The 21,073-nt window shown below is 65.1% G+C and carries 21 protein-coding genes; 4 read left to right on the plus strand and 17 right to left on the minus strand.

Annotation, left to right across the window (positions count from 1 at the left end):
- The 3 genes from HUK82_RS06380 to HUK82_RS06390 all read right to left on the minus strand — a co-directional run.
- On the minus strand, nt 1–584 hold a 584-nt coding region (locus tag HUK82_RS06380), incomplete at its 3' end, for a ferric reductase-like transmembrane domain-containing protein (RefSeq protein WP_176613165.1).
- 236 nt (nt 585–820) lie between these two features.
- Nucleotides 821–1,456, minus strand: coding sequence for a CPBP family intramembrane glutamic endopeptidase (locus HUK82_RS06385; RefSeq protein ID WP_176613166.1), 636 nt, complete (start codon nt 1,454–1,456; stop codon nt 821–823).
- Nucleotides 1,453–2,538 carry a C45 family autoproteolytic acyltransferase/hydolase gene (locus tag HUK82_RS06390; protein ID WP_176613167.1) on the minus strand — a complete coding sequence of 362 codons (1,086 nt, stop codon included), beginning with the start codon at nt 2,536–2,538 and terminating at the stop codon, nt 1,453–1,455. Before HUK82_RS06390 ends, HUK82_RS06385 begins: the two co-directional genes overlap by 4 nt.
- Before the next feature lie 144 nt (nt 2,539–2,682).
- Here HUK82_RS06390 and HUK82_RS06395 point away from each other — a divergent pair, with 144 nt between their 5' ends.
- Complete coding sequence (locus tag HUK82_RS06395; protein ID WP_176613168.1) at nt 2,683–4,065, plus strand: sodium:solute symporter family protein; 1,383 nt, start codon at nt 2,683–2,685, stop codon at nt 4,063–4,065.
- 188 nt (nt 4,066–4,253) lie between these two features.
- On the opposite strand, the gene HUK82_RS06400 is transcribed toward HUK82_RS06395, so the two are convergent.
- The 5 genes from HUK82_RS06400 to HUK82_RS06420 form a co-directional block, all read right to left on the minus strand.
- Nucleotides 4,254–4,640: a response regulator gene (locus HUK82_RS06400; protein WP_176613169.1), complete on the minus strand. Its 387-nt coding sequence runs from the start codon at nt 4,638–4,640 to the stop codon at nt 4,254–4,256.
- Nucleotides 4,641–4,777: 137 nt separating this feature from the next.
- Nucleotides 4,778–5,650, minus strand: coding sequence for a dimethylarginine dimethylaminohydrolase family protein (locus HUK82_RS06405; protein WP_176613170.1), 873 nt, complete (start codon nt 5,648–5,650; stop codon nt 4,778–4,780).
- A gap of 40 nt (nt 5,651–5,690) precedes the next feature.
- Nucleotides 5,691–6,425, minus strand: coding sequence for an amino acid ABC transporter ATP-binding protein (locus HUK82_RS06410; protein WP_176613171.1), 735 nt, complete (start codon nt 6,423–6,425; stop codon nt 5,691–5,693).
- The gene (locus HUK82_RS06415) at nt 6,415–7,917 is read right to left on the minus strand and encodes an ABC transporter substrate-binding protein/permease (protein WP_306308921.1); all 1,503 of its coding nucleotides are present in this window, start codon (nt 7,915–7,917) and stop codon (nt 6,415–6,417) included. The genes HUK82_RS06410 and HUK82_RS06415 overlap by 11 nt, the downstream gene beginning before the upstream one ends.
- 111 nt (nt 7,918–8,028) lie before the next feature.
- Complete coding sequence (locus tag HUK82_RS06420) at nt 8,029–9,162, minus strand: acyltransferase family protein (protein ID WP_176613172.1); 1,134 nt, start codon at nt 9,160–9,162, stop codon at nt 8,029–8,031.
- 163 nt (nt 9,163–9,325) lie between these two features.
- On the opposite strand from HUK82_RS06420, the gene ada reads away from it, so the two are divergent.
- The gene (gene ada / locus HUK82_RS06425; protein WP_176613173.1) at nt 9,326–10,435 is read left to right on the plus strand and encodes a bifunctional DNA-binding transcriptional regulator/O6-methylguanine-DNA methyltransferase Ada; all 1,110 of its coding nucleotides are present in this window, start codon (nt 9,326–9,328) and stop codon (nt 10,433–10,435) included.
- On the opposite strand, the gene HUK82_RS06430 is transcribed toward ada, so the two are convergent.
- From HUK82_RS06430 to HUK82_RS06455, 6 genes are read right to left on the minus strand one after another with little or no spacing between them, the layout of a single operon-like run.
- Complete coding sequence (locus HUK82_RS06430) at nt 10,389–11,150, minus strand: GolD/DthD family dehydrogenase (RefSeq protein WP_176613174.1); 762 nt, start codon at nt 11,148–11,150, stop codon at nt 10,389–10,391. The two genes, ada and HUK82_RS06430, sit on opposite strands and share 47 nt — an antisense overlap.
- 16 nt (nt 11,151–11,166) lie before the next feature.
- Complete coding sequence (locus HUK82_RS06435; protein ID WP_176613175.1) at nt 11,167–12,489, minus strand: ABC transporter substrate-binding protein; 1,323 nt, start codon at nt 12,487–12,489, stop codon at nt 11,167–11,169.
- A gap of 59 nt (nt 12,490–12,548) precedes the next feature.
- Nucleotides 12,549–13,331: an L-iditol 2-dehydrogenase gene (locus HUK82_RS06440; protein WP_176613176.1), complete on the minus strand. Its 783-nt coding sequence runs from the start codon at nt 13,329–13,331 to the stop codon at nt 12,549–12,551.
- Nucleotides 13,332–13,351: 20 nt separating this feature from the next.
- The gene (locus HUK82_RS06445; RefSeq protein ID WP_176613177.1) at nt 13,352–14,617 is read right to left on the minus strand and encodes a D-tagatose-bisphosphate aldolase, class II, non-catalytic subunit; all 1,266 of its coding nucleotides are present in this window, start codon (nt 14,615–14,617) and stop codon (nt 13,352–13,354) included.
- Nucleotides 14,614–15,570, minus strand: coding sequence for a tagatose kinase (locus tag HUK82_RS06450; protein WP_176613178.1), 957 nt, complete (start codon nt 15,568–15,570; stop codon nt 14,614–14,616). The genes HUK82_RS06445 and HUK82_RS06450 overlap by 4 nt, the downstream gene beginning before the upstream one ends.
- Nucleotides 15,571–15,581: 11 nt before the next feature.
- On the minus strand, nt 15,582–16,469 hold the full coding sequence (locus HUK82_RS06455; RefSeq protein WP_176613179.1) for a DeoR family transcriptional regulator: 888 nt from the start codon (nt 16,467–16,469) through the stop codon (nt 15,582–15,584).
- A gap of 248 nt (nt 16,470–16,717) precedes the next feature.
- Here HUK82_RS06455 and HUK82_RS06460 point away from each other — a divergent pair, with 248 nt between their 5' ends.
- Entirely contained in the window at nt 16,718–17,479 is a 762-nt protein-coding gene (locus tag HUK82_RS06460; RefSeq protein ID WP_176613191.1) for a tetratricopeptide repeat protein, read from the plus strand.
- Nucleotides 17,480–17,547: 68 nt separating this feature from the next.
- Here the strand turns inward: HUK82_RS06460 and HUK82_RS06465 are convergent, their stop codons facing one another.
- The 3 genes from HUK82_RS06465 to HUK82_RS06475 all read right to left on the minus strand — a co-directional run bounded on the left by HUK82_RS06465 (nt 17,548) and on the right by HUK82_RS06475 (nt 20,069).
- Nucleotides 17,548–18,159 carry a hypothetical protein gene (locus HUK82_RS06465; RefSeq protein ID WP_176613180.1) on the minus strand — a complete coding sequence of 204 codons (612 nt, stop codon included), beginning with the start codon at nt 18,157–18,159 and terminating at the stop codon, nt 17,548–17,550.
- Between the two features lie 118 nt (nt 18,160–18,277).
- Entirely contained in the window at nt 18,278–19,501 is a 1,224-nt protein-coding gene (gene pepT / locus HUK82_RS06470) for a peptidase T (RefSeq protein ID WP_176613181.1), read from the minus strand.
- 31 nt (nt 19,502–19,532) lie between these two features.
- Entirely contained in the window at nt 19,533–20,069 is a 537-nt protein-coding gene (locus HUK82_RS06475) for a TetR/AcrR family transcriptional regulator (protein WP_212647987.1), read from the minus strand.
- A gap of 86 nt (nt 20,070–20,155) precedes the next feature.
- On the opposite strand from HUK82_RS06475, the gene HUK82_RS06480 reads away from it, so the two are divergent.
- Nucleotides 20,156–20,776, plus strand: coding sequence for a VC0807 family protein (locus tag HUK82_RS06480; protein ID WP_218061527.1), 621 nt, complete (start codon nt 20,156–20,158; stop codon nt 20,774–20,776).
- Nucleotides 20,777–21,073 lie beyond the last annotated feature (297 nt).

Raw genomic sequence — 21,073 nt, forward strand, 5'->3', positions numbered from 1 at the left:
AGCCCCGCAGCCACAGCGGCGGCGCAGAGGATCAGCCGCACACGCGTCTCAAGGTGAAAGCCCGTGCCCATCGCGTGCCACGCCGCCAGCAGCAGCACTGCCGAGCCGAGCACCATATGCGCGTGCCGGAACCGCCGCGCGTCGCCGAACACCCGCCGACGCCACGCGGGGAGTGCCGTCAACACCGCGCCGAGCGCACCCAGTGCCGAACCGACGCCCGCCAGCATGTACCATGGCGCCCCGGGCTCCACATACCGCAGCATAACCGCGAACGGCACGGCGGCGAACATGGCCACGACATGCAGCCCCACGGCCACAGCCGCCCCCGTGCCGAGCCAGCGATGCAGGACCAGAAAGAATTTCCCGCCACAGCGCGGCCATCGCGCCGGACGCGCGCTCAGCGCGAACACCGCCAGAAGCAGCAGGAGACCGATCGTCCCGGCGGCCGCGCCTGCATCCCACATCACGCCGAGACGCGGCGCGCCCCACACAAGAACGAAGCCGAACGCCATGGCGCCTGCCACGCCAAGCGACAGCCCGAACGCCACCAGATCGCGCCTGACGAGACGCTCGCCCTCCGTCACGATCCCGGCCGGGCAACGGTTGTCTCCGGGCGGCCGGCCTCACTCCCCGGTCCCGATACTCCGGACCCGGCGGAATGCCCCTGTCGCCCCGCGCGCCGCGCGCCGGGCCAAAAATATGCGAACGGGCCGAGGGACGGCATGACGAGGCTCCGGCAGCAACCGCGCCAGCGCGGTCCGAGAACCCGGAGTGTAGACCATATCGGTGCCGAATCAATAATGCCGCTTATACCGGACGGTCAGTGATGCCAGGCCGCGCCGGTATAGAAAAACCGGCCCAGGCCCAGCGTAAAGATCAGACATCCATACAGGCTGTGTTCAAGGCAGGTCAGACGCAGCGAGCGATGGCGGTCGTAATCGATCGCGAACAGCAGGCCGCCCAGCAGCGTCATGACCACCGCGACCGGATTGAGAAAGATCACATGAGCGAAGCCGAATGCCACCGCGCTGGCGGCGATCAGGGCGCCGCTGCGCCGCAACAGGGGCCGATAGCGCGTGAACAGGAACGCACGATACAGCATCTCCTGCGGCCAGACCGACAGCACCGGATACAACACCATGATCAGCAACCAGAAGCGCGGGTGCTGACGGGGCAGGATCAGAAACGTCGCAGGCCAGAACCACCACGTGACGAACGCGATCAGGGGCGCCAGGACGGCAAAGCGCAGCCCGATCGCACGCAGTTCCCGCCGTGCGTCATGGGGTTCGACCCGGACGCGACGCAGCGACGCGAACGCCACGGCCGCCCCCACCCACAGCAGCACGAACAACACACCCGCGCGCCGCAGGCCCAGAATCAGCAGCGGACCGCCGCCGTACAGCAGCAGAAACTCCAGCGCCAGCCATGCGCGGCCTGCGCGCCATGGGCGGTTCACGCGGTCAGCCGGAATTCCTCGAACGGCGCGCAGCAGGGCGGCCCGTCGGTGACGTACATCACGCGCCGGTCGAGATCGATCAGCACGCCGTTGCGCGTTTCGACCTTGCGGATGTCGGGCGCGTCGGGATCGACATGCACGCAGATCGAATGCGGATAGGCGAAATGGTCCGACATCAGGGACTTGAGCGTCGTGGCGTCCAGGCTTTGGCTCTGCGCCATGAGGCGGCCGAGACGACTGCCGCGATAGAGCGAACTGGGCCAGACGCGCGGCGCATCGGACGCGACCTTGAGCGCGCAGAAATGGTTGGCATGGCTCAGCACGCCGTCGCGGGGTTCGATATAGGCTTCATGCGTGGCCGAAACCTCGATGTCCATCACTTCGCCGCCCGTGGCGCCGATGATGAAGTTCATGGATGAACTGCGGTCAGTGCCGTTTACCGCCGTGATGGCATGGGAAAAATCGCGCGCATTCAGCACATCGCGCACCCGAAGCCTGAACGGTCGGTGATAGCCCGTGCTACCGTCGCCCTCGGCCATCATGGCATTGATGACCACGCCGATGCCGTGTTCGTTCACGCCCTGCATGCCGCCCACCGTGCCGGCCTCGCCCAGACACAGGAAATCGGGGCCGTCATCGCGCACCACCCGCGTCACGGCCGTCTGCACCCCGGCGAGCCAGTCCCAGGTCTGGCCGAGCCACGTCGTGCCGGTCGCGGAACGCTCCGGCAGAGCGGCGAAACTGGTGCAGCCGTCGACAGCCGCCGCGGACGCCAGCCGAGCCTCGCGGAACAGGCGAATGATCAGTTCGTACCGCACATTGAGCATCAGGATTTCTGCAAGCGTACGGCCCGCACCTTCGGCGACGCCCCGGATTTCCTCCATGAAGCCCGGCTCCATGCGCGCAAGCGGTGTCTCCCACCCAAGCGCGCCGTCCTCGATGGCCTTCGCCGACAGACCAAGCTTGCCGAAACGGTCCGCGTAGAGCGCGATATTGGCATCGATCTGCGACCGTAGCCCCTCGCCCTGCGCGCGACCACGCGCCCGGGGCGTGCCGTTGAGATCGAGAAACGGAACAGCCATGGCGCACAGTCCTTTTCTGATGCCGCACAAACTATTCCCTTCCACCGCAGGGTTTGCAACCCTGCATCGCCGTCCTATGCTCATTTCATATTGATACCGCAATGTATCGTGCGGTTCCGCTCCCTGCTTTCACGAGTTGCCCGCATGAAACTTCTGGTTTTCGGTCTGGTTCTGGTCCTGTCTCTGGCCGTCGCACTGTTCTCACGCGGGGGCAGCCGCCATGACGAGGTCCACGACTATTTCGTCGCGTCGCGACAGTTCGGCTCCCTGCTTCTGTTTTTCCTCAGCGTGGGTGAGTGCTACAGCCTTGGCGTCCTGACCGCGTTTCCCGGCGGCGTGTTCGTGCATGGCCTGTCGTTTGCGATGTGGTTCATGTCCTACATCCTGCTCGCCTTTCCGATCGGCTATTTTCTCGGCCCCCTGATCTGGCGTGCGGCCCAGCGCCACGACCCGGTCACGCTGGCCGACCTGTTCCGTGCCCATTTCGGCTCTCGTGCGCTGGAAATAACCGTGGCCGCGACGGCGATCCTGTTTCTCGTCCCGTGGGGCACGATCCAGTTCATCGGCCTTGCGATGGTCCTGCAGAATCTCGGCATTGGGCTGTCGCCGCGTGTGCTGATGCTGGGGTCCCTGATCCTCTCGTTCGTCTACACGGTGATGTCGGGTATCCGGGCACCGGCTTATGTTTCGATCGTCAAGGATGTGCTGCTGATCGTCGCGATCGTGGCCGTCGGGCTGGCGGCCATCAGCCGCCCGGGCGGCTGGCACGCCATACGCCACGCCGGCGAGGCCATGGCCGCCACCCCGCTGACAGCGCACGAGCTTCGCTTTGCGTTCTCATCGATCCTGTTCCAGGCGCTCGGGCTTCATATCTTTCCCGTGGGCATAGCGTCGTTCTTCACCGCGCGCAGCGCGAAGACCATCCAGCGCGCGATGGTCCTGATGCCGCTCTATATGCTGATGTTTCCGATCCTGATCGTGGTGACGCTCTATGCGCGCAGCGTGCCGGGGCTGGTCGAACAGCCCAATCACGTCTTCATCGACGTCGCGCGCACGCTGTTGTCACCGTTCGCGCTAGGTCTGGTCGCAGGCGGCGCGGCCCTGTCGGGCCTGATCGTGCTCGCGGGGATCTGCCTTGTCATCGGTCCCCTGTTCACCCGCAACATCCTGACCTCCGTGCCGGTCGCCCGGCAAAAGCCCGTCGCCCAGGTCGTCGGGCTGGGCTATCTCGTCTGTTCGATCATCGGGGCGGAAACCGTGTCCTCGCTGGCGGCGACGATGAACAATCTGACCTATTTCGGTATTACCCAGTTTTTGCCGGGCATCCTCGTCATCGGCCGTAAGATGCCCGTTTCCGCGCGTGCCGTTCTTCTGGGCATCGTGGCCGGGGACGTCGTGTCGATCGGCCTGTTCATCGGAAATGTCGACATTGTCGGCCTGAACGACGGTTTTCTCGGTCTCATCGTGAACGTGGCGATTCTGTCAGTATCGGCCCTGATGCGCCGGCACCCGTTGCGACCGGCATAAAGGCAAGCACTGGCCGTTACCAACCCGACAGCCGAACCCGCGACGGACACTGGCGGGGCGCCCACGCTTCTCATCAGGACGCTCTCAATCCCACTCAGGATGGAGGCATTGACCACCGGCCCCAGACACGGCCATGCGTTCCGCACGCGACGACGCCTTGAACTTACTTTTTATATCCGTCGTTTTTCTCAGGATGACAGGCGCGCTGCAAGTTGCATGCCCTGTGTCCCGCGAGCCTCAGCACCGCCTGGAACCCGGGCCATCAGCTCCCGCTGCTCGAAAGGCGCGGCCCGGCGGTCATCGGCCCCGATTTCCAGCCCGACCACACGATCCGTATGGTCGGGCATCGCGGTCAACATGATGACCGGCAACGTGAGGGCGCGCGCAGGCGCCGACACAGGCTGACGCCGCCGTCCTTTCTGAACATCACATCGAGAATGACCAGCTCGACGTTCGCACCCGAACATCTCCTCCCCACCCCCGGCAACCGACACGCGGTCGTTATGCCCCTGAAAAAGGCCGGTCCGCAGGATCAGTATGTCCTGATCATCGCCCACTATCAGGCGATGGGGCATGCGTGTCATCCCGCGCCTTTAACACGGCGCCCCCTGACGTCCGCGGCGTCAAACATTTCCCCGCGGGCGACCGCCCGGCACCGAGGCAGGACGGCCGGTGCGTGTACGGCGTCGATCGTCGCGCGGCGCGTGGCCTGTCAGGCGAGCGAGACACGGCGCAGGGGCATGGTCATGCAGTGCACCGAGCCGCCGCCCTGCGAAAACTGGTCGAGCTCGGGGTCGAGTACGGTCAGCCCCTCCGCCCGCAGCACCGCGTTGATCCGCGTCGAATGACGGGGGCTGATGACGCGCCCCTCGCCCAGCGCCAGAACGTTGCAGCCCATATCCCGGATCACTTCCTTGTAGGACACGGGCAGCAGACGGATCCCCTGGGCGCGCAGCCACGCGATATCCTCGTCCGGCAGCGCGTCGAGACAGGCCAGGGCCAGGTTCTCGGCCACCATCGAGAAAATCACGTCAAGATGCAGGAAATGGTCGGAGAAACGGATGATGCGCGTCGTCCAGCCCTGTTCTTCGAACCAGCGCAGGAACGCCTGCGCGCCCTCGGGCGTGGTGCGGGTGCGGGTGGCGCCGACCACGACCAGGCCCGGCCGAATGATGTGGATGTCGCCACCCTCGACAAAGCCGGTCTCGAAGGTGCGCGCGATCTGGTCGTCGCCGTAAAAGGCGCGGATCGGACCGCGCTCGCCCTGACGCTCCGGCCGGAACATGCGCGTGACCGTCGTGCCGAAGGGCGTGGTCTGCGAACTGTCGCGCGTATAGACCTGATACGGCATGTCGGGGTCGGGCGTCAGGAAATGGCAGGTCACGTCCGCGCCGCGCAGGGCATCGGTCAACTGGGCGAACTGCTGCTCGATCAGGGCCTGATCCTGCTGGACGCCGTCCTCCATGGTCTGGATCGCGATATCGTTGCTCGGAATCCACCGGTAATAGGTGGGCGGGCACAGCAGCACGTCCTGCAGCGTGCCGATTTCGCTGTCGATGAACCAGGTATTGGCGGTAGATGGCATGGGCGTTCTCCGAAAATCTGGGTCGCGATGTCGGGCCAACCTATACCATACGGGCCAGAAAGGCGCGTGCCCGCTCCGTCACGGCCGATGTGAAGAACGTTTCCGGTGGCGCAATCTCCATGATCTGCCCGTCATCCATGAACACGATCCGGTCGGCGATACGGCGCGCGAACCCCATCTCGTGCGTCACGCACAGGGTGGTGATGCCATCACGCGCCAGCGCGTCGATGATCGCCGCCACGCCGGCCACGGCCTCGGGGTCGAGGGCCGCAGTCGGTTCGTCGAACAGGACGACGCGCGGGTCCATGCACAGGGCCCGCGCGATCGCCACGCGCTGCTGCTGGCCGCCGGACAACTGGATCGGGTATTTCGCCGCCTGTTCGGCGATGCCGACCTGCGCCAGTCGGCGCATCGCGCCATCGCGTGCGGCATGTCTGGTCATGCCACGCACCAGACGCGGCGCGAGCATGCAGTTTTCCACCGCGCTCAGGTGCGGAAACAGGTTGTAGTTCTGGAACACGATCCCGACCTCGGCGCGCAGGCGTGCAAGGTCGCAGCGCGCGTCGACCACCGTGCCGTCGATGTGCAGGGTGCCGGAATCATGCGGCTCGATCCGGTTGAAGCATCGGATCAGGGTCGATTTTCCCGATCCCGACGGCCCGAGAATGGCGATCCTCTCGCCCCGCGCCACATCGAACGAGAGACCGCGCAGGACCTCGAACGTGCCATAGGATTTGCGCAGATCGCGAACGCTGATGATCGGGTCAGCCACCATGCGCACCCGCCTTGACCCGGTCGGCCCAGTGGAACCGACGCTCGACGCGCTTTTGCGTCAGCAGCAGCACGCACACCATCGCCACGTAATACACCAGCGCCACGGCGTAGTACTCGGTAAATTCGAAGGTCCGCGCGACATGAATCTGCGTCAGCGCCATCAGTTCCTGCAACGAGATCACCGACGCCAGCGAGGTCGTCTTCAAAAGATTGATGAACTCGTTGATCGTGGGAGGCAGCGCGACCCGAAGGGCCTGCGGAAACAGGACGTGGCGATAGACCTCAAAACGCGTCAGGCCCAGAGCCTCCCCCGCGACCAGCTGTCCCGGGTCGATCGCCCCCAGAGCCGCCCGGTTGATCTCCACCTGATAGGCCGCCTCGTTGAGGGACAGGGCGATCCAGGCGGCGAGGAACGGGCTGAACCAGTCCCCGCGAAAGACGGGAAAGAACTGCGGCAGCGCGTTCCAGACGAACAGGAGTTGCAACAGGGTCGGCACGGCGCGGAACAGGGCGACATACAGCCCCACCGCGCGACGCACGACTCCGCCGGGACGATTGAGGGCCAGCGCCATGGGCATCGAGAGCGCGATGGCCGTTGCGTGCGACAAAAGGGCAATCGCGAGCGTCACCAGCGCCGCGCGCGCGAACCCCACGGACAGCAGGGCCAAGGCAAACGCCCGCACATCAAAGCGTGGCGGGGTGGACAGATCCTGCGTCAGCGCCGTTGCCGCGCGAATATGCCATTTGTCCGCGATCGCCCGCAGCGCGCCGGTCTGGTCAAGATGATCGATCGCGGCCTGAAGTGCCGCGCGATCGGTCGGGTTCTTGCGGATGTAGAGCGCGAAGCTACGGTAATTGTCATCCTGCGGCTGGAGAATGACCGCCACCTTGCCGTGCAGTTGTCGTGCGCGAAACCCGAGTTCCACGTCCTGGCTGACAAAGGCGAACGCCCGGCCCAGCAGGACCTGCTGCACCACCTGCTCCTCGGCCGGGTATTGCTGGATGCGGATTGGGGCGCGGCCCTGCGCCGCCAGCGCCGCGTTCTCACGCTCAAGCCGCGCGGCGTAGCTTGTGCCGGACTGAGTCACCACCATCTGTCCCGACAGGTCGGCCAGTGACCCGATCGGGCGCGTGCCCGCGCGCGCGACCACGACCAGGGCCGTCGGCAGGTAGGACACCGCGTCGAACAGACGCTCCCGCGCCGGCTGCCGCGTCACGCCACTGATGACGATGGCACAACGCCCGGACTCCAGACTTGGAAAAAGCCCCACGAAATCCATGCTGTGCAGCACCATGCGCGCACCCCATGCCTGCGCCACGGCGCGCGCCACATCGATATCGACACCGGCAAGGTCGGACGCATCGGCGCCCGGCACGAAGGTCATGGGCGGAAGCGTCGGATTGGTGCAGACGTCCAGAACACCGTCATGAACCAGCCCGGACGACGGGTCGGCACGCGCGTGCGTCCCCGTCATCAGACCGAAGAGCAACACGGCCGGCAGAAAAACCGTCCGTAGGCGGCCCGGCGGGAAAAGCGATCGAATGGACATCGCAACGGAGTATGCGCGCGAATCCCGCCGTCCGCCACTCACCCGCGACAGATGTCAGAGCACACGCCACACGACCCCACTGCACCGTGCCAGACGGGTAACACCGCAGCAGACGGACAGCGTTACCCCGATCACGCAGACCGCCTTGGGAATCGCTCCCCACCGTGTGGCCAGCAAAACGTATTGGCACCACGTCACGACCGGATCGTGCAGGAGATAGACCCCGTAAGCCAGACGAGTGCCTCGCCCGATCCACGGCGGGAGTATGGTTATGGTGCGCAGGAACAGTCCCGTGATCCCCAGACAGAATCCAACGCAACAGGCAGCGAAGAGTGCCGGCGACCCGACCGCGCGCAGCCCTGCGAACGAGGCCAACGCAAAGACCAGCGCCGCCCGCCAGCCGCGTGCCACCGGTCCGTCACGCCGGAACAACGGGTGTGCGATACCCCCCGCACCGGCGGCACACCCCAGTGCGAACGCCGCCGCATAAAGCCCGACACGGCTTTCCTGCACGAAGAACGGCCCCACATGCCACCACCGTGTCTCGCCAAACAGGATGGCCGCGGGGCAGTAGAGCAGGATGGCTCCGACAAGGATGGCCACAGCGGAGGCAACAGGTCGGGTGAGGAGAATGTCCGGACAGGCCGCGAGAGCGCGGACGGCGACCGGCAGCGCCAATCCCAGACACACAACGCACGCATCGAACAGCAGCAACAACCATAAAAACCACGCCGGACCGGCCGGCCAGCCGAAATCCGTGAACGACGCGGGCCAGAACGCCGGAAATGCACCGTGATATCCTGCCTCACGGGCCGCCGGGTAGTAGGCCACAGGCATGACAAGGGTGACGCAGGCCACGAACGGCACGCCAAGACGCAGGGCGCGATCGAGCAGGTAGGCCCGATATCCCTTGCGTCGCAGTGACGGGAGCACGAACAGTCCGGACACCAGAAACATCAGGGCCATGAAATAGGTATCGTTCAACGCAACGAGCCGATCGAAACCCACCCAACGCTGCGGATCGACGACGGGCGCCGTCGACAGAAGAATGTGGTGTCCGTCGAACCGGCTGAAGCTACAATAGGCAAGCACCGCGTGATGGCAGACCACGGCCAGCGTGACGGAGGCCCGCAGCAGGTCGATCGCAGGATTATGGCTGTCCGTTGTCGCCGTTGACGTCGTGGTCATACTGTCTCCCGCAGAAACGGGCGCGCGCGACAGAGCTGGCCGCCTGCCTGACACCGCGCCACCATCCGTATCGCACGTCTTTCGGATTGGACAGCAAGGGGCGGAGTGTTTCACGCGTCATACGACGATACGGTCGGCCCACAGTCCACGCGCCGGAGGCATCATGACCCGTCTGAGCACCATCATCGCGACCGCCGACGATCCCCGCTGGGCGCGGGTGGTCGCGCGTGACCGGACGGCGGACGGGTCGTTCTGGTATTCCGTCGCCACCACCAGTGTCTATTGCCGGCCATCGTGCCCGTCACGCACCTGCAACCCAAAGAACGTGACGCTGCACGCGACGCTGGCGCAGGCACGGGCGACGGGCTGCCGCGCATGCCGGCGCTGCGACCCCGACGCGGCTGGCACGGACAGGACGCACCCGGCCGTCCTGCGCGCCTGTCGCATGATCGAGGGCGCCGAGGACATACCCGCTCTTCGCGCGCTGGCCGCCCATGTCGGCCTCAGCGCCTGGCATCTCCACCGCCTGTTCAAGGCCGCGACCGGGGTGACGCCGCATGCCTACGCCACGGCCCACCGCCACGGGCGCGTCCGCCACGAACTCGGCCGCGCGACCACCATCACCGACGCCTACGTGGCGGCGGGGTTTGGCTCCGGCGGGCGCTTCTACAGCGACGCGGACGCGGCACTCGGCATGTCGGCCGGCCGGTACCGCGACGGCGGATCGCGCGAGGACATCCAGTTTGCACTCGGTGTCTCGACGCTAGGCCATGTTCTGGTGGCGTCGGCCAGTCGTGGCGTCGCCGCGATCCTGCTGGGCGATGACCCGAAGGCACTGCTGACCGATCTCGCGACCCGGTTTCCCAAGGCACGGCTGACGGGCGACGACCCCGCCTACCGGACGGTGGTGCAGACGGTGATCGCGCTGATCGAGGAACCTGCCGCAGGGCTCGCGCTGCCGCTGGACATACGCGGGACCGCGTTCCAGCATCGTGTCTGGCAGGCACTGCGCGCCATACCCGTCGGCACGACCCTCACCTACACCGACCTTGCGCGCCAGATCGGGGCGCCGGCGGCGGTCCGGGCTGTGGCGTCCGCCTGCGCGGCCAATCCGCTGGCCGTGGCCGTGCCGTGCCATCGCATCGTGCGCGCCGACGGAGGACTGGCGGGGTATGCGTGGGGTGTGGACCGCAAGCGTGCCCTTCTGCAGTGCGAGCGCGCCGCCTCTATTGAGCCGTGTAGCCCCCGTCGATCGACAGGTTCGCGCCGTTGACCATGCCTGCGGCACCGCTTGCCAGATAAAGGATCGCCAGCGCGATCTCGACCGGCTGCGCAAAACGCCGCGTCGGAATCTGGGCTTTTGCACGCTCGCCCTTTTCGCCCGACCATCCGACCAGCGCCATGGGCGTCTCCACCACGGTGGGCGAGACGGCATTGACCGTAACACCGGCCGGCCCCCACTCGATCGCCATGCAGCGGACCATTCCGACCACCCCGGCCTTGGCGGCGCTGTAAGCCGCATGCCCCTCGATGCCCACCACCGCTGCCTGGGATGCCATCATGACGATACGCCCATAGCGTGCGGCCAGCATGACCGGTGCCACGGCGCGGGCAAAGAGATATTGCCCGCGCAGATTAATGGCGATCACGCTGTCCCATTCGCCGGTGGGGATCGCCTCGGCCGGCCCGACATGCCCGATCGCGGCATTATTGACGAGCACGTCGATACGTCCGAACGCGGCGACGATAGCCGCCACGCATGCCTCGATCGCCTGTTCGTCAGTGATGTCGGCGATAAATCCACGCGCGCCGCCGCCCGTCGCTTCCGCCAGGGCGTGGACGCCCCCGTCGCGATCCACGAGCGCCAGCCGCGCGCCGCGTTGGGCGAAAACGCGCGTGATCTCACGCCCGATTCCGCCCGCGGCACCGGTGACGACGACCACGCGATCGTTGAAATCGAAGGCCTGGTCAAAATCGATGGTCGCCATCACCACACTCCTTCGCTCAGTGTTTCCCATAGCCCGCGTGCGCGATCGCATGGTCGGCCGCCGCATTGGCCGACGACAGCGCCTTGTCGAGCGGCACGGACCCTACCAGTGCCGCCGACACCGTCTGGCCAACTTGCGTGCCGATGGCCTGGAACGGCCCGATATCGACGAACTGCGCACCGACATAGGGGCGTGGCTGCGCCGTCTGGCCGTTCGGGTTGGAATGTTCGATGGCCTGCAGGACGAAGTCTGCGAATGGCGCCACGGCCTTGTACTCAGGCGCCTTGTAGGACGAAACACGTGTGCCCGGCGGGATGTTCACCCAGCCGTCGGTTTTCGCCACCAGTTGGATATACTCCTTGGACGTTGCCCACAGGATAAACGTGCGCGCCGCATCGGCATGGGTCGAGGACGCCGGAATCGCAAGGTTCCACGACCACAGCCAGCTTGGGCCTCCCTTGAAACTGCCCGTCGGGTTGGCGGCGAAACCCACCTTGTCGGCGACCTGGCTCTGCTTGGGGTCGTAGACCGTGCCCGCGGCGCTGGTCGCGTCGATCCAGATCGCGCAATGGCCGCCGGTGAACAGGGCAAGGTTTTCGTTGAAACCGTTGCTGCCCGCACCGGGAGGTCCGTCCTTGCGCAGGATATCGACGTAATACTGCAATGCGCCGTGCCACGCGGGCGTGTCGATAGTCGCTTTCCAGTTCATGTCGAACCACTGGCCACCGAAGGCCGTCACCAGCGTCGAGAAATACGCGATATTTTCGCCCCAGCCCGGCTTGCCGCGCAGACAGATGCCATAAACGCCGTTCGCCTTGTCCCTCGTCTTGTCGGCAAACGTGCGGATCTGGTCGTATGTCGGGTCTTCGGGCATCGTGATCCCGGCCTTGTCGAACAGGTCCTTGCGGTACAGCGTCATGACGCTCTCGGCATAGAACGGCAGCGCGTAGACATGGCCGCCATCGCTTACGCTCTCACGCACCGGCGCAATGATATCGTCGATATCGTAGTCGGCGGGAAGGCCGTCGAACGCGTACAACCATTTCTGCTTGGCCCAGATCGGCACTTCGTAGTTGCCGATCGTCAGGATATCGAACTGGCCGCCATGGGTGGCGATATCGGTCGTCACCCGCTGACGCAGTACGTTTTCCTCGAGAATGACCCAGTGCAGATGAATATCAGGATGTGCCTTCTCGAACGTCGTCGAGAGTTTCTGCATCTCGATCATCTGCACGTTGTTGACGGTGGCGATCGTCAGCGTTGTCTCGGCACGGGCGGCGAGCGGCAACGTGAGAATCGTTGCGGCTGTTGTCAGAAGGGCAATACGTTTGAAAGACATGCGACGGAATCCATCTTGTTTTTGTTATTGTGGACCGTTGTAAATACGATGACGACAGATCAGCTCATCCAGTTTCCTCCGTCTATGTTGTAGGTCTGCGCAACAATATAGTCGGCATCGCGCGAGGCCAGGAACACGGCCAGCCCCGCGATCTCGTCCGGGCGCGCCATCCGGCCGAACGGCACCGCCGCACCGACCATGCGCTTCTTCTCTCCGGGCTGAAGATTTTCATACTGGGCGAAACGGCGGTCGACGTCGTCCCAATGCTCGTTGTCCACGACGCCGGGTGCGATCGCATTGACGTTGATCCCGTATTTGATCAGATCGAGGCCGGTGCTCTGGGTCAATGAAATGACCGCGGCCTTCGTCGAGCAATAGATGGCGACCAGCGCTTCGCCGCGTCGGCCGGCCTGGGAGGCAAAATTGACGATCTTGCCGCCATGGCCTTGCGCGATCATCTGCTTGGCGGCCGCCTGAAGGGTAAACAGCAGCCCCTCGACATTGACCGCATACAGACGGCGGTAACTCTCGCGCGTGATCTCCACGGTGGGTGCGAGGTCGAAGATCCCGGCATTGTTCACCAGAATATCGAGTTTTCCGAATCGATCGATCGTATTGTCGATGGCCGCATCAATCGAGTCCTGCGACGTCACGTCGAGCGTCAGCCCCAGATGCCCGTCGCCCAGCGATGCGGCCGCCTGCGTCGCTCCAGCGGCGTTAAGGTCGCCGATCACGACATGAGCACCTTCGTGCGCATAACGCTCGGCGATGGAGCGTCCAATACCGCGCGCGGCTCCGGTGATCAGGGCGACCTTGCCCTTGAGGGGAAATTGTTCGGCCATATAACGGGGTGTCCTTGTTGTCAGGAATGTTGATCCGCGGCATTTTGGTACATGATCAGTACGTCACGCACGGACTGAAGGAGCAGAGCGCGTGGTGTCGCCGCAAGGGTGCCGTCGGCCACGCGATCATACAGACGCGGCAGATACTGGCTGACCAGTGTCGGCGCCAGCGGGGTTTCGCCCAGACGGTTCAGAAGGCCGTCGACCGCGGCCTGCGCGGCCTCGACCGGCCAGTAATACCGGATCCGGTCGCTGTAGCTGAAATGCCGCAGGCGATGGCGAACGGCACTGGTGCCGTGATAATGGCTCTCCCACTGGGCGGGGGCAGCCAGCATCACCGCTTCCATGATGTCGATGAGTGAGCGTCGATTCGGATTCAGAAATCCGTCGATCGCGTCGAGCGCGTACAATGCCTCCCGTAGCGCGAAGGTCAGCGCCGGTCCGACCTTGAGGATCGGAAAGCCGTCGCGCACCAGAGCCGCCAGCGCCGTGCCCGGCTGGTAGTCCGTCGAATGGGCCTCGAAGACCAGACCGGGCATGCCCTCCAGCGCCGCCGTAAGATCACGGGCCCGTTCAGGGCGATAGACCGCAACCGAATCGTGGCCGAATTCCACGCCGGGCTGCACGACGATCGCGATCACGCGTTCAAACGCGTCGGGCGCTATCGCATCGAATGCCTTGCGGTGCAGGCGATAGGTTTCCTCGACAGCCCGTCGTGTCGTCGGAACCAGATGATCCAGCGCCTCGGTCGCGCCGCCCGGTGTCGGCACTTCGGTACCGACGACATAGACCGGCCGACCGGGTGCCTGCGCTTCGGCGCGCGCGGCAAGGCTTGCGGCACGCCGTGCAACCACGACATCGTCCAGATGCGCGGGCTCCCCCTGACATCCCATCGAGGCGTCGAGGTGCAGCTTTTCAAAGCCGGCCCGCGCGTACGCCTCGATCATGACGCCGGCTTTGGCCAGCGCGTCCTCGGGCGGCAGGTGTTTCCACGGATTCGGGCCCAGATGATCACCACCCAGAATGATGCGGCCGCGGTCGTAGCCGACGCGATCAGCCACGCCTTCCACGAAGGTGCGGAAATCGGCGGGCGTCATGCCCGTATAGCCGCCGTCCTGATTGACCTGGTTGCAGGTGGCCTCGATCAGAACGTGATCGTTTGTCTCCAGCGCACGCGTGAGTGCGGCCTCGATGACAAGTTCATGCGCCGAACAGACCGACACAATCCCGTGCGCATGCCCCGACTGGCGCGCGGCGGCGAGTTCCAGCAGCGGACGCACGCTCATGACCAGACCTCCGCCGCCGTTGAAAGACACGCGTCGAGTTCGGCCCGTGTCGAGACGCCTTCCATTGGGCCGCGCGCCGAAACTGCGCGCGCCCCGCTGGCATTCGCGTAACGCAATGCCGTTTCAGGCGCCTCGCCTTCCAGACGCAGGGTGACATAGGTCGCGCCGAAACAGTCGCCCGCGCCGGTCGGGTCGATTTCGCAAACCGACAGTGGTGCGCACGTATGACGGCTGTTCGCCGTGACGACGCTTGCCCCGTGCGCACCACGTTTGATAACGATCTCGCTGATCCCGAGGGCGAGCAGTTCCTCGATCGCGGCGTCCTCGGTCTTGGCTTCGGTCAGCATCAGCAGCTCTGGACCGCTGGGCAGAAAGACGTCGCATGCCTGCAGCATGATATCCATGGCGGCACGCATTTCCGGAATATCGAGCATTTCCTTGCGAAGGTTTGGATCGAACGAAATTCTTCCCCCAGCCTCCTTGACGCGATGGACGGCTTTGACCACGTCATCGATCAGTCGGAATGAAAAAAGCGACGACCCCATGACGTGAAAATGTGCCGTATCGTCTATGATCGCCTCGGCCGCACGCGTCAGCGCCGTTCGCGAACATGCCGCGCCTTGAATATTATAAACGAAGTCCCGCTCACCGTCGGGTCGGTACCGGACGAACGCCGACCCGGTGGCCAGGTCGGGAATTACGTGAACGGCACTGATATCGACGCCGTCGTTCTGCAGGCGTGCGGTGTTGAGGCGGCCGAAATCATCATTGCCCACGGCCGAGATCAGGGCGCAGTTATGTCCCAGCCGCGCAACCTGATCGATGAAGATCGCCGGGGCACCGGACGGATAGGGGCCGTGCAGCGCCATCGGCTGGCGAAAGCCGTATCCCTGCGTATCGGCCATGATTTCAACGACGATTTCTCCGATAGTCGTAATGCGCCCGTCTGGCATTGGTCTGATCATCATCTCACCTGCAGGACACCCGGCGCGCCCGCGTCACGACAGGCGCGCGAAGAGTCGGGAAAAGGGGGCTCGGACACCGGGGAGACCTGCCGGTCCGTCGCATTGACGAAAAGGCGTGTCTCGTCCGCTGGTGTGCTGACGCAGCGAAAGCCGGCCAAACGCAAGGGGTCCGCCGCCAGCGCCCCCAGTGATGCCGTGGTGACGATCTCACTGATCAGGCGCAACGGAATGATCGCTTGCGCGGCGCTGCGCGTGCCATGGTCGGGTCCCATCAGCACCACGGTACGGGCCGCGCGCTCGGCGGCCACGCGCAGGCAGGCCGCCGGAGCACCCAGCGGAAGAACCAGCCCGTCGCGCGTCAGGCCGATAGCCTCGATCATCACGACGTCGAACGGATGGAACGTCACGTTATGCAAGGCGGCGGGGCAATCGTGAACACGCCCCGCCGCATCCAGCGCGCCTCCCAGCATCTCCACGCTGCCCGCTGCCAGACGCCGGGCCATCTGCGCGGCATCAAGCGACATCAGCACGAGACCGAGCGCCGGGCTGTGCGGCAGATGGGCGCTGACGTGGTCGGTCAGGGTGCCGGGCCCCAGCAGCAGTCGTCCCCGTCCAGGCGCCTGACGCGCCGCCTGACGCAGCAGAGCGGGGTCGAAACCACTCGGCGAGACCGCCTGCACGGGTGGCACGTCACGAAGATGGGCAGCACCCGCCGAGCGCAGCACCAATCCTTGTTCTTCCAGATAGGCAAGATCGCTGCGCACCGTGACGGTCGACACGCCGAGCTGCCGGCTGAGGGCATCGACGCGCACGACTCCCTCGCGCCGGATCTGGTCGGCGATGCGAAGGCGGCGTCTGAGCACAAGACTGCGCGTTCCGAGAGCCACTGGTTGGTCCAGCCTTTTTCTTTATCGAAAGACTATGCTTTCGTTGTGAGGAGCATAAGCGCGCTCCGTTCGGCCTCCGCAAGAGCGATTTGCCGCCGACACGCGCTTGTGAGAGTGGCCGCCACGAAAGACTTCGCTTTTGCACGCGTCGCGACGGACCCGCAGGCCAGACGCGACCGCGTCACAGTTGCATATGGCGGAGCGGCCTGCTTCAAGAGACCATCCTTGTGTCGTCGAGTCCCATGTCCATGTTCTCCGCCCTCACCCGCCATCTGCGCCGTGGCCGCCCCGCCCCCTCCACGCCCCTGCCACCCCGGATCGAGGCGATCCGGCGCGACGCGCTGAAAGGGCATGTTCTGGCGCAGGTGCAGTGGGGCGACGTGTTGCTGGAGGGCGCCTATCTGACACGCAACCCGGCTGAGGCACGCCGCTGGTTTGCCATCGCGGCGGACGCGGGTTTTGCACCGGCCCACAACATGCTCGGACGATGTCATCATTTCGGCTGGGGCTGCACCACGGACCTGACGGAAGCCGCCGCCCATTATGGTCGCGCGGGCGAGTTGGGCGATGCGTGGGGGCTCTACAATCTCGGCATTCTGACGATGCGCGGGCGGGGAGTGACTCAGGATCTGGCGACGGCGCTCGCCCTGTTCCGTCGCGCGGCCGCCATGGGCCATGCGAAATCGATGAACCTGATCGGACGCTTTACCGAAGAGGGATGGTGCACGCCGCGCGATCCGCGTCTGGCGCGCGACTGGTATCGGCGTTCGGCCGAAGGGGGCGATTATCGGGGGCAGCATAACCATGCGACCGCGCTGGCCGAGCAGGGCGACGTCGGACGCGCGCTCGACTGGTGGCGGCGTGCGGAGCCCGATGCCACGTCGGATATCCTGCTGGCGATGGCACGTCATCTGACGCAACTGGGCGAGAACGGCGATCCAACGCTACTGACGCGCGTACAGGCACGGCTGAAAGCGATGACCGGCGACGAGACGCCGCCATCGTTCTAGCGACGTTGACGGTACACCAGGGCGATTTCAGCCAGCAACACGAGCGGGCATACACCTTAGACGCTGACCTACGAGAGCCGGAACGACACGGGACCTCCTTCCATCAGGCCGGCGGCACCATAGAAAACAAATACCACACCCTTCGCGACGACCGACAACACGCACAGGTTCACGCGCGACGTCGGAAAGAGCAGGCGCGCCGTATCCGGAATGAAGCGCACCAGCAGCCAGAGCAGACTGAGCAGTGTCGGCGCGCCCAGAACCGCGATGATCGTCCACGGCGACCATCCGAACCCACGCTGAAGCGACCCCATGTCACCGGACAGGGTGAAAGTGCGGATCGGAACATAATCAAGAACATTACCGAGTGTGGCGACAACCAGCCAGAAACCCAGCCTCATGGCGACGTGCCGGTTCCACCGACGCCCAAGACGGTAGAGCAGCACTCCCAACGTCAGGCTGACGATCGCATTGCCCAGCAGCGGGGCCGCCAGCGCGATCAGGCCCACGTCCACACCGCGACCGCTTGCCATGATCGGCGCTTCGTTCACATTCTGGTCCACGTCGCTTTGAATCAACAGCGACGCCGTCGAGAGCGGCGGGACATGGAGGGCAAAGGGGTTGTTTTTCCACCGCAGCGCCCATGCGACGAAGGTATGCGCGTATTCATGCGTGAACATCGCTACCGCATGCGCGACCCACAGGTAGCACGGGAGCCAGATCCACGGACAGAGATTATGAAAAATACTTTTTCTATAATAATTTTTTAGAACGACTCAGCACGAGGGACAACACGCGTCATTCCACAACCAGAGCCCGCGCCACCGCGTACGACGCGCCAAACGAGGTCAGCGGCAGGCACTCGAAGACGGAATGGAAATTCAATGCGCCGGTAAAAAAGTTTGGTGTCGGGATGCCACGGACAGACAAGGCGGACCCGTCCGTCCCACCGCGCATCGGGATGATCTTGGGGGTAATACCCGCCTGCGCGAATGCCGTCCGCAACTGGTCGACGGACCGGCGGTCCTCCCCCATACAGGATGCGATGTTCGCGTAAACATCGGTAATCGTGCACGTCACATGCGCGCGGGGGAACGCCGCCTGTGTGGCGGCCACTGCCTCCAGAAGGGTCGCTTTGCGACCTTCGAAGGCCGCGCGATCGAAATCGCGGATCGATACGGACAACCGTGCGGAGGCCTGATCGGCCGTCATGGCGTTCACCCAGACATATCCGTCGCGCCCCTGCGTACACTCGGGCGTGTCACGCGGATCCAGACGCGCGATCACATCATGGGCGACCAGAATCGGATTAACGAGCACGCCTTTGGCGGTCATCGGGTGCGCCGTCACCCCCTCGATCACGATCGAGGCCTGGGCGGCATTGAAGGTCTCATAGACAAACTCCCCCACCGCACACGCGTCGATGGTGTAGGCCCAATCCACCGGGAACCGCGCGAGATCAAGCGATCGCGCACCACGCAGGCCGATCTCCTCGTCCGGCACGAAGGCGACGACGACGTCGCCATGCGGTACGCGGGTCGCCACCAGTTCGGCCAGGAGTTCCATAATGACGGCGATCGCCGCCTTGTTGTCCGCGCCAAGCACGCTCGTCCCGTCACTGAGCAGGACCTCCTGCCCGCGATAGGCGGCGTAGTCCGGGTGCTCGTCCATACGCAACCACACGGCGCGTTCGCGATTGAGGCACACGTCCTTCCCGTCGAGACGCACGCGCTGCGGGCGGATGACCGGACTGAGCCCGACATCGACCGTGTCGAGATGGGCACAAAACCCGATACGCGGTTTCCGGTCGTCCGACGCCGGCAGCCGTGCGGTGAGCACGCAGTGGGTGTCGAGATGAACCTCTTCAAGCCCCAGCGCGGTCAGTTCGCCATGCAGCAACCGCGCAAGATCCCACTGCCCTGGCGTCGACGGAACCTTGGCGGCCCGCGCGTCACTTTGTGTCGGGATCGCGACGTAGCGGTAAAAGCGCTCGACCAGCCGCTCGATCAGCGCATCATCCATGACAGTCTCCGACAGGCGAACGGGTGAAACCTCAGGCGGGACCGCCGATGATGCGTTCGATGAGTGCGTCATCGACCGGCACCTGTCCGTCGAGCATGAGCATAACGAGGCCATGGATCAAGGCCCAGTCGCGGATCGCCTCCACCCGGTCGCGCGGGCCCGCGAATTCCGCGGTGATGTCCAGCACCGCGTCCGTCCGGCGCTGCGCGAAACCATTGTCCTGTTCCGTCAGCGCGGCGGTGAAGATCAGTCGAAACAACGACGGATTGGCCAGGGCGAAACGGACATAGGCGCGGCCCGTCGCGGCAAATCCCGGCCGGCCGCCACCGGCGCGTTCGAACGCCTCGCGCTGCGCGCGCGACAGACGACGCGCACCTTCCCGCGCCAGCGCCGACAACAAGGCCTCGCGATCGGGAAAATGCCGGTAGACCGACGTCGCGCTGACCCCGACGGCCCGTGCCAGTGCGCGAAGCGAGATCGTCTCCGCGCTCTGAGCGTCCAGCGCACGCAGCCCTTCGGCCAGCAGAGAGGCGGCCAGATCGCCGTGGTGATAGGCGGTGCGCTTCATGTTGACACTGTTCTCATGGGCGGTCATGCTAACAGTGTAAACATAAAGCGCACCGCGAGCAACCCGCGTGCCGGAAAGGTCCGATCATGGAGCCCATAATGTCCCCCCGACGCGCGATGATCACCGAGGTGGGCGTGGCTGTCATCCTGCCGGTGATGCTGTATTACGGCCTGCGGGAGCCGCTGGGCGACACCCACGCGCTGATCGTATCGTCGCTGCCGCCATTGATGCAGGCGGTGTGGGGTTTTGCGCGGGAGCGACGGCTGGACGCCTTGTCTCTTCTGGTGCTGGGCGGTCTGGTCCTGTCGGGACTGGCGATGATCGGCGGCGGATCGTTCCGGTACTTCCAGATCCGCGAAAAGCTGGTGACGCTGATCATCGGACTGGCCTTTCTGGCCTCGGCCCTTTTCGGGCGCCCGCTGGTGCAGTTTCTGGCCGAAGCCACCCTGCGACGTCAGGCACCCGAACGCGCCGCGTGGCTGACGGACCGCCGTGCGCACCCGCCCGTCCGCGACCGGATGATGTGCATGACGGTCGTCTGGGGCGGCGGTCTGGTGCTCGAGGCGACCGTGGCCATCGCTCTGGTCTTCGTCCTCGACCCCGGGCGTTACCTGATCGTGTCGCCTGTGCTCGGCTACGCGAGCATGGCGGCTCTGGGCCTGTGGACGGCCTGGTATCGTCGTCGCATCGCCCACCTGCCCGGGTGAACAGCCCGCATCCGGCAGGCTTCTACCCATCGTGTTTCTGAAAGTGTTAATCTGAGAAACGGTTTTCTTCGACCGTAATGGCCGTGACGCGCATCAGTGATGACAAGGCGCGGTCATTACCTGGAGTGTCTACGCAGGCGCACGACACACGCGCCAGCGCATCGTCGATGGACGCGGCAGAGGCAACGCCCATCCGGTTCCAACGCAAGCGGACGACTGGAAAGCGACTCCCGCACGCACCGACGTCAGGCCAGCGTCGGGGACGACGTGGGCCGGCCGGTCCCGGGCCGCCCATCG

It is taken from the genome of Ameyamaea chiangmaiensis (genome assembly GCF_013376175.1).
Taxonomy (GTDB): domain Bacteria; phylum Pseudomonadota; class Alphaproteobacteria; order Acetobacterales; family Acetobacteraceae; genus Ameyamaea; species Ameyamaea chiangmaiensis.

Coding starts and splice junctions, on each gene's coding strand:
- HUK82_RS06390 (WP_176613167.1), bottom strand. CDS start 2,538: ATGGCTGTTCCGTTTCTCGATCTCAACGGCACGCCCCGGGCGCGTGGT.
- HUK82_RS06395 (WP_176613168.1), top strand. CDS start 2,683: ATGAAACTTCTGGTTTTCGGTCTGGTTCTGGTCCTGTCTCTGGCCGTC.
- HUK82_RS06400 (WP_176613169.1), bottom strand. CDS start 4,640: ATGCCCCATCGCCTGATAGTGGGCGATGATCAGGACATACTGATCCTG.
- HUK82_RS06405 (WP_176613170.1), bottom strand. CDS start 5,650: ATGCCATCTACCGCCAATACCTGGTTCATCGACAGCGAAATCGGCACG.
- HUK82_RS06410 (WP_176613171.1), bottom strand. CDS start 6,425: ATGGTGGCTGACCCGATCATCAGCGTTCGCGATCTGCGCAAATCCTAT.
- HUK82_RS06420 (WP_176613172.1), bottom strand. CDS start 9,162: ATGACCACGACGTCAACGGCGACAACGGACAGCCATAATCCTGCGATC.
- ada (WP_176613173.1), top strand. CDS start 9,326: ATGACCCGTCTGAGCACCATCATCGCGACCGCCGACGATCCCCGCTGG.
- HUK82_RS06430 (WP_176613174.1), bottom strand. CDS start 11,150: ATGGCGACCATCGATTTTGACCAGGCCTTCGATTTCAACGATCGCGTG.
- HUK82_RS06435 (WP_176613175.1), bottom strand. CDS start 12,489: ATGTCTTTCAAACGTATTGCCCTTCTGACAACAGCCGCAACGATTCTC.
- HUK82_RS06440 (WP_176613176.1), bottom strand. CDS start 13,331: ATGGCCGAACAATTTCCCCTCAAGGGCAAGGTCGCCCTGATCACCGGA.
- HUK82_RS06445 (WP_176613177.1), bottom strand. CDS start 14,617: ATGAGCGTGCGTCCGCTGCTGGAACTCGCCGCCGCGCGCCAGTCGGGG.
- HUK82_RS06450 (WP_176613178.1), bottom strand. CDS start 15,570: ATGCCAGACGGGCGCATTACGACTATCGGAGAAATCGTCGTTGAAATC.
- HUK82_RS06460 (WP_176613191.1), top strand. CDS start 16,718: ATGTTCTCCGCCCTCACCCGCCATCTGCGCCGTGGCCGCCCCGCCCCC.
- HUK82_RS06465 (WP_176613180.1), bottom strand. CDS start 18,159: ATGTTCACGCATGAATACGCGCATACCTTCGTCGCATGGGCGCTGCGG.
- pepT (WP_176613181.1), bottom strand. CDS start 19,501: ATGGATGATGCGCTGATCGAGCGGCTGGTCGAGCGCTTTTACCGCTAC.
- HUK82_RS06475 (WP_212647987.1), bottom strand. CDS start 20,069: ATGAAGCGCACCGCCTATCACCACGGCGATCTGGCCGCCTCTCTGCTG.
- HUK82_RS06480 (WP_218061527.1), top strand. CDS start 20,156: ATGGAGCCCATAATGTCCCCCCGACGCGCGATGATCACCGAGGTGGGC.